The organism is Hydrogenobaculum acidophilum (genome assembly GCF_054656715.1).
Genome location: NZ_BAAHXP010000041.1, coordinates 1 through 1,385, shown reverse-complemented (window position 1 = coordinate 1,385; position 1,385 = coordinate 1). Strand labels below are relative to the sequence as shown.

Sequence of the window (1,385 nt, the reverse complement as noted above, 5' to 3'; positions counted from 1 at the left end):
AAGTATTTAATAAATAAATCATAACAAAAGCAAAAGACTTATATAAAATATTTTTTATGTTAAAAGAGACAGAGAGTATAATAGTTTTTGCATTTACGATGTTTTTGATTATAAGACAACCAAAAGGCATTCCCATAGGTATATCAGCTCTCATAGGGGCTTTTACAAGTTTTTTAATTGGGCTTGTAAATTTAAAAGATATATACGAGGTTATATCCATTGTATGGGATGCAAGCTTAGCCTTCATAGGTATTGTGTTTATATCTATAATGTTAGACCACGTTGGATTTTTTGAGTGGATTTCACTAAAAGCCATAGACAAAGCCAATGAAAGCGGTAAGAGATTGTATATTTATATGCTTATCATCGGAGCTCTCATGTCCATATTTTTAGCCAACGACGGGGCAGCGCTGATGCTAACACCCATTGTTTATTCTAAGATAAAACACCTTGATTTGAAAGAAGATGAGGCGAGGGCTTTTATGATGGGAGGCGGATTTATATCAGACACCGCGAGCTCAGGACTTATCATCTCAAACCTTACAAACATCATCACCGCAGATTTTTTCCACATAAGTTTTTTGGATTATTTTAAGAGTATGTTTTTGGTAAATATAGTAGCCATATTTATATCTATCTTAGTTTTGTACGCTTTTTATAAAAACGATATACCAAAAACCTTTAAAAAAGAAGTGTTAGAAGACAAGCCCCCAGATATGGCTATAAAAGACCCCATTCTGTTTAAAAGCGCATGGATAGTGGGCGGATTTGCGATAGGATTTTTGATGATTTCCCATATATTTAAAATTCCCACATCTTTTGTTATAATCACATCTGCCATCATTTTATCTCTTATAAGCCTAAAAAACAAAAAAGTAGATGTAAAACATATCCTTTTTAAAGAGACTCCTTGGCAGATATTGATATTTTCCATTGGTATGTACGTGGTGGTCTTTGGGGTGCAAAACTATGTGTTTGTGAAGGTTTTACCAGATTTTATGAAGATGATAATATCTTTTGGTGAGCTATCCGCTGTGCTTGGAGTAGGTGTGCTCTCTGGGATAATGTCCGCTCTTATAAACAACCTTCCCACCGTGATGATAATAAACCTAAACCTAAAAGCTCTAAACCTAACCCCTCACTTAGAGCATATCCTAGCTCTATCCAACGTAATAGACACAAACATAGGCCCCAAGATGACCCCCATCGGCTCTTTGGCTACGATGCTTTGGCTTCACGTCCTAAACAAGAAAGGTCTAAACATCTCCTACGCCTATTACATAAAAGTAGGTATTATACTCACAATCCCAGTACTTTTAACCACACTTTTAGGGCTATATATGTTGAAATAACCTAACCTCCAAGCATAATTAAGAGGTCTTCTG

General features: G+C 35.5%; 1 protein-coding gene. It reads left to right on the top strand.

The window, feature by feature from the left end; genetic code table 11:
* Window positions 1-56: 56 nt before the first annotated feature.
* The gene (locus ACYQZV_RS09025) at window positions 57-1,352 is read left to right on the top strand and encodes an arsenic transporter (RefSeq protein WP_459895300.1); all 1,296 of its coding nucleotides are present in this window, start codon (window positions 57-59) and stop codon (window positions 1,350-1,352) included.
* Window positions 1,353-1,385: the final 33 nt, after the last annotated feature.

Excerpts from the sequence above, each read along its gene's own strand:
- ACYQZV_RS09025 (WP_459895300.1), top strand. The coding sequence starts at position 57 with ATGTTAAAAGAGACAGAGAGTATAATAGTTTTTGCATTTACGATGTTT.